6 protein-coding genes are annotated in these 5256 nt (G+C 69.8%); all 6 read left to right on the top strand.

Translation table 11 applies throughout. The features are described from left to right. Positions 1-686: (Fe-S)-binding protein (locus BGO22_RS20635; RefSeq protein ID WP_286852341.1), on the top strand; the 686-nt coding region annotated here is incomplete at its 5' end. Positions 687-703: 17 nt separating this feature from the next. Further along, positions 704-1117, top strand: a complete 414-nt coding sequence (locus tag BGO22_RS20630) for a gamma-butyrobetaine hydroxylase family protein (RefSeq protein WP_070399094.1) — start codon at positions 704-706, stop codon at positions 1115-1117. A gap of 11 nt (positions 1118-1128) precedes the next feature. Further along, entirely contained in the window at positions 1129-1860 is a 732-nt protein-coding gene (ubiE, locus tag BGO22_RS20625) for a bifunctional demethylmenaquinone methyltransferase/2-methoxy-6-polyprenyl-1,4-benzoquinol methylase UbiE (protein ID WP_070399093.1), read from the top strand. Between the two features lie 55 nt (positions 1861-1915). Next, positions 1916-2938: a Tim44 domain-containing protein gene (locus BGO22_RS20620; protein ID WP_070399092.1), complete on the top strand. Its 1023-nt coding sequence runs from the start codon at positions 1916-1918 to the stop codon at positions 2936-2938. Between the two features lie 50 nt (positions 2939-2988). Continuing rightward, the gene (locus BGO22_RS20615) at positions 2989-3585 is read left to right on the top strand and encodes a ubiquinone biosynthesis accessory factor UbiJ (RefSeq protein ID WP_254668151.1); all 597 of its coding nucleotides are present in this window, start codon (positions 2989-2991) and stop codon (positions 3583-3585) included. A gap of 58 nt (positions 3586-3643) precedes the next feature. Then, positions 3644-5209: a ubiquinone biosynthesis regulatory protein kinase UbiB gene (ubiB, locus tag BGO22_RS20610; protein ID WP_070399091.1), complete on the top strand. Its 1566-nt coding sequence runs from the start codon at positions 3644-3646 to the stop codon at positions 5207-5209. Positions 5210-5256: the final 47 nt, after the last annotated feature.

The following is a 5256-nucleotide window of genomic DNA, read 5'->3' as shown; positions in this document are numbered from 1 at the left end:
GCTACCTGTGCTGCGGCTACCCGCAGCGCGGCTCGGGCCAGTTCGACAAGGCCGAGAAGATCATCACCGACAACCGCGTGCTGTTCCATCGCGTGGCCAACACGCTCAACTACCTGGACATCAAGACCGTGGTGGTGAGTTGCGGCACCTGCTACGACCAGCTGCAGGGCTACGAATTCGAGAAGATCTTCCCGGGCTGTCGCATCGTCGACATCCACGAGTACCTGCTGGAGAAGGGCATCCGCCTCGAATCCAAGGGCGCCTACCTGTACCACGACCCCTGCCACAGCCCCATGAAGCTGCAGGAGCCCATGAAGACCGTGAAGGCGCTGGTGGGCGAGCAGGTGCTCAAGAGCGAACGCTGCTGCGGCGAATCGGGCACGCTGGGCGTCACGCGCCCCGACGTGTCCACCCAGGTGCGGTTCCGCAAGGAAGAAGAGATCCGCAAGGGCGAGGCGGCGCTGCGCGCCAGCGGCGCCGTCGGCGCCGAGGACAACGTCAAGATCCTCACCAGCTGCCCGAGCTGCTTGCAGGGCCTCACCCGCTACGGCGACGACCTGCAAAACGGCCTGCTGGAGGCCGACTACATCGTTGTCGAGATGGCGCGCCACATCCTGGGCGAGAACTGGCTGCCCGAGTACGTGGCCCGCGCCAACCAGGGCGGCATCGAGCGCGTGCTCGTCTGATTCAAGGGAGACCGACCATGGCCGGCCTGGACCGCAACACCCCCATCCCGCAGGACATCACCGTGCACGGCGCCTCGCGCGTGCTCGAGGTGGCCTTCTCGGATGGCCAGACCTTCCGCATCCCCTTCGAGCTGATGCGCGTCTATTCGCCCTCGGCCGAGGTGCAGGGCCACGGCCCCGGGCAGGAGGTGCTGCAGACCGGCAAGCGCGAGGTGCGCCTGGTCTCGCTAGCGCCGATCGGCAACTACGCCATTCAGCCGACCTTCGACGACGGCCACGAGTCGGGCATCTTCTCCTGGGACTACCTGTACTTCCTGGGCTCGCAGCAGGCGCAGCTCTGGGCCGACTACGAGGCCCGGCTGCAGGCGGCGGGCGTGGGCCGCGACGATCCCATGCCCGCTGCGGCCGGCCACGGCTGCGGCCACCACTGAGGGCCGGCGCCATGGCACAGACCCATTTCGGCTTCCAGTCCGTCGACGAGGGCGACAAGGCGCGGCGCGTGCGCGGCGTGTTCGACTCCGTCGCCTCGCGCTACGACGTGATGAACGACCTGATGTCGGGCGGGCTGCACCGGCTCTGGAAGCGCTACGCCGTCACCGTGGCCAACGCCCGGCCTGGTCAGCAGGTGCTCGACATCGCGGGCGGCACCGGCGACCTCTCCCTGGCCTTCGCGCGCCAGGTCGGCCCCACGGGCCGCGTGGTGCACACCGACATCAACGAGGCCATGCTGCGCGAGGGCCGCACCCGGCTGCTGGACGCCGGCGTGGTGTTGCCCACCATGGTCTGCGACGCCGAGAAGCTGCCCTTCGCCGACGCCAGCTTCGACATCGTCTCGGTGGCCTTCGGCCTGCGCAACATGACGCACAAGGAACTTGCGCTGGCCGAAATGCATCGGACGCTCAAACCCGGTGGCCGACTGCTCGTTCTGGAGTTTTCCCGGGTGGCCAAGCCGCTGGAGAAGGCGTACGACTGGTATTCGTTCAATGTGCTGCCGAAACTGGGCCAGCTGGTCGCGGGGGACGCCGAGAGCTACCGCTACCTGGCCGAGTCCATCCGCATGCACCCGGACCAGGAGAGCCTGCGGCAGATGATGAAGGGGGTCGGCTTCGGACACGTCGATGTGCACAACCTCACCGGGGGTGTCGTCGCCTTGCACCTGGGCATCAAGTGTTGATCGGGCGGCCCCTCGGCCCCCGGCGTCGGAATCGTTGCAATCGGAGACACATCGCATGAAGAAACACAAACTCTGGTCCTTTCTGCTGGCCTGCGCCCTGGCCGTCGGTTCCGCCGACGTGATGGCCAAGCGCCTGGGCGGCGGCGGGTCCTTCGGCAAGCAGTCCGGCAACGTGACGCAGCGCAGCACCGCGCCGACCGCACCCAACCAGGCGCCCGCCCAGCAGGCCGCGCCAGCGCCCACGCAGAACGCCGCTGCCCAGCGCCCGGCCAACGCCGCCCCGGCCGCCGCCGCGCCCAAGCGCCCCTGGGGCGCCATGCTGGGCGGCCTCGCGGCCGGTCTGGGCCTGGCCTGGCTGGCCTCGGCCCTGGGCTTCGGCGAGGCCTTCGCGCAGTTCCTGTTGTTCGCCCTGCTGGCCGTGGTGGTGCTGGCCGTCGTCGGCATGGTGATGCGCCGCAAGGCGCCGGTCCAGGCCGCCGGCCGCAGCGGTGGCCTGGCGTACCAGGGCGCGGCCGGTGCCACGGCGCGTGCGCCGCTCGACCTCGAGCCCGCCACGCCGGCCAGCTACAGCCCCAAGAACGTGGGCAACGACGCCTCGGCCCGCCCCTGGGAGCGCAGCGCGCCCGCCTCGCTCGACAGCGGCCACGGCTCCATGATCGGTTCGGCCCTGCAGGGCCGCCAGACCTGGGGCATCCCGACCGGGTTTGACACCGAAGGCTTCCTCAAGGCCTCCAAGGCCAACTTCGTGAACCTGCAAGCCGCCTGGGACAAGTCCGACATCCCCAGCCTGCGCGCCATGATGACCGACGAGATGCTCGAGCAGATCAAGGGCCAGTTGGCCGAGCGCGAGCGCAGCGGTCCCGGCGCGGCCCACCGCACCGAGGTGGTGATGCTCGAGGCGCAGCTGCTGGGCATCGAGGAGCTCGACGGCGAGTACATGGCCAGCGTGGAGTTTTCCGGCCTGATCCGCGAGGAGCCCTCGGCCGGTCCCAACCCCTTCCGCGAGGTCTGGAACATCACCCGACCCAAGAGCGGTCCGGGCGGCTGGCTGGTGGCCGGCGTGCAGGCCCTCCAGTAAGCCGACGCGGCGCCGGCGCGGCGCCCGTTATCCGTCAGAATCGGGTGGTCATGGCCCATGTACCACCCGATTCCGTTTCTGGTGCCGGCCCGGCCGGCCCGCAAGGCCCGGCCGGCGCGCCGACCGATCCGCTGCGCTCCATCCTGCAGGCCCTGCGCCCACCCGGCTGGGTGATCGACGAGCTGCAGAACAAGCTGGTGCTCTTCCTCAACCACGTGCTGCAGCAGGAGCCGGCGGCCACCGAGCGGCTGCGCCGCCAGGCTGGCAAGCCGCTGCGCGTGCAGTGGGGCGATTTCCATTTCTGCGTGGCGCCCACGCGCGCCGGCCTGCTGGAGCGTGTCGACCCCATGCTGCACCCGCCCGAACTCACCGTGAGCCTCACCCAGGCCTCGCCCGCCGAGCTGGCGCGGCGGGTGCTGGCCGGCGAGAAGCCGGCCGTGGACATCCAGGGCGACGTGCAGTTCGCCGCCGAAGTGGCCTGGCTGGTGGACAACGTGCGCTGGGACGTGGAGGAAGACCTCTCGCGCCTGATGGGCGACGCGGCGGCGCACACCCTGGTCGGCTTCGCGCGCCAGGCCGCGCAGGCGCTCAAGGGCTTCGTCGCCCGCATGCCCCGCCCGCCGGGCTCCGGCGGGGGCGCCGCATGATCGCGGCCCGGCTGGCCGAGGGCGACCGCACCGCAGCGCACCGCGCGGAGGCGTTCGAGTGACCCGGTTCCTGCGCGGTGGCTTCATCGTCTGGGTGGTGCTGCGATACGGGCTCGACGAGCTCGTGCTCTCCAGCTTCGATCACCCGTGGATCCGCCGGCTCACCCGCATCGTTTCCACTGGCCGCCGCCTGGACAGCCCGCGCGGTCAGCGCCTGCGCGAGGCGCTCGAGCGCCTGGGCCCGATCTTCGTGAAGTTCGGCCAGGTGCTGTCCACCCGACGCGACCTGCTGCCACCCGACATCGCCGACGAACTCGCCCGCCTGCAGGACCGCGTGCCGCCGTTCCCCAGCGAGATCGCCATCGCCACCATCGAACGCGCCTTCGGCCGCCCGCTCGACGAGGTGTTCAGCCATTTCGAGCGCGAGCCCGTGGCCAGTGCCTCCATCGCCCAGGTGCATTTCGCCACCTTGCGCGGCGGCCGCGAGGCCGGACGCGAGGTCGCCGTCAAGGTGCTGCGGCCCAACATGCTGCCGGTGATCGAGAAGGACCTGGCCCTCATGCGCCTGATGGCCGGCTGGCTGGAGCGCCTGTCGGCCGATGGCCGACGCCTCAAGCCGCGCGAGGTGGTCGCCGAGTTCGACAAATACCTGCACGACGAGCTGGACCTGCTGCGCGAGGCCTCCAACGCCGCCCAGCTGCGCCGCAACATGGCCGGACTGGACCTGGTGCTCATCCCCGAGATGGTCTGGGACTGGTGCCGCAACGACGTGATGGTGATGGAGCGCATGAGCGGCGTGCCCATCAACCGCGTCGACGAACTGCGCCGCCTGGGCGTGGACATTCCGCGCCTGGCGCGCGACGGCGTCACCATCTTCTTTACCCAGGTGTTCCGCGACGGCTTCTTCCACGCCGACATGCACCCGGGCAACATCCAGGTGAGCGTGGCGCCGGCCAGCTTCGGTCGCTACATCTCGCTCGATTTCGGCATCGTCGGCACCCTGACCGAGCACGACAAGGAGTACCTGGCGCAGAACTTCACGGCCTTCTTCCGGCGCGACTACCGGCGCGTGGCCGAGCTGCACATCGAATCGGGCTGGGTGCCGCCGGAGACCCGGGTCGACGAACTGGAGTCCGCGATCCGCGCGGTCTGCGAGCCCTATTTCGACCGCCCGCTGAAGGAAATCTCGCTGGGCATGGTGCTGATGCGCCTGTTCCAGACCTCGCGGCGCTTCCAGGTCGAAATCCAGCCCCAGCTCGTGCTGCTGCAGAAAACCCTGCTCAACATCGAAGGCCTGGGCCGCGAGCTCGACCCCGAGCTGGACCTGTGGGCCACCGCCAAGCCGTTCCTGGAAAAGTGGATGCTGGAGCAGCTCGGCCCGCAGAAGCTGCTGGCCCAGCTCAAGGCCGAGGCGCCCCAGTACGCCAAGCTGCTGCCCGCGCTGCCCCGGCTGATGCACGATTACCTCAAGCACCGGCCGAACGAGTTGCGCAAGGAGCTTGACGTGCTGCTGGCCGAGCAGCGGCGCACCAACCGGCTGCTGCAGGGCATCGTCTACGGCGGCATCGGTTTTGCGCTGGGGCTGGTGCTGACCCAGCTGTTGCTGCGCGTGCGCCTGTGGTGAGCCGGCCGGGCCGGGCCAGGGAATACCCCCGGAATTTATAATCGCCG

Origin of the sequence: Hydrogenophaga sp. 70-12, from assembly GCF_001897365.1 — a bacterium.
GTDB lineage: Bacteria > Pseudomonadota > Gammaproteobacteria > Burkholderiales > Burkholderiaceae_C > Hydrogenophaga > Hydrogenophaga borbori.
This window is presented reverse-complemented; position numbering and strand designations above follow the sequence as displayed.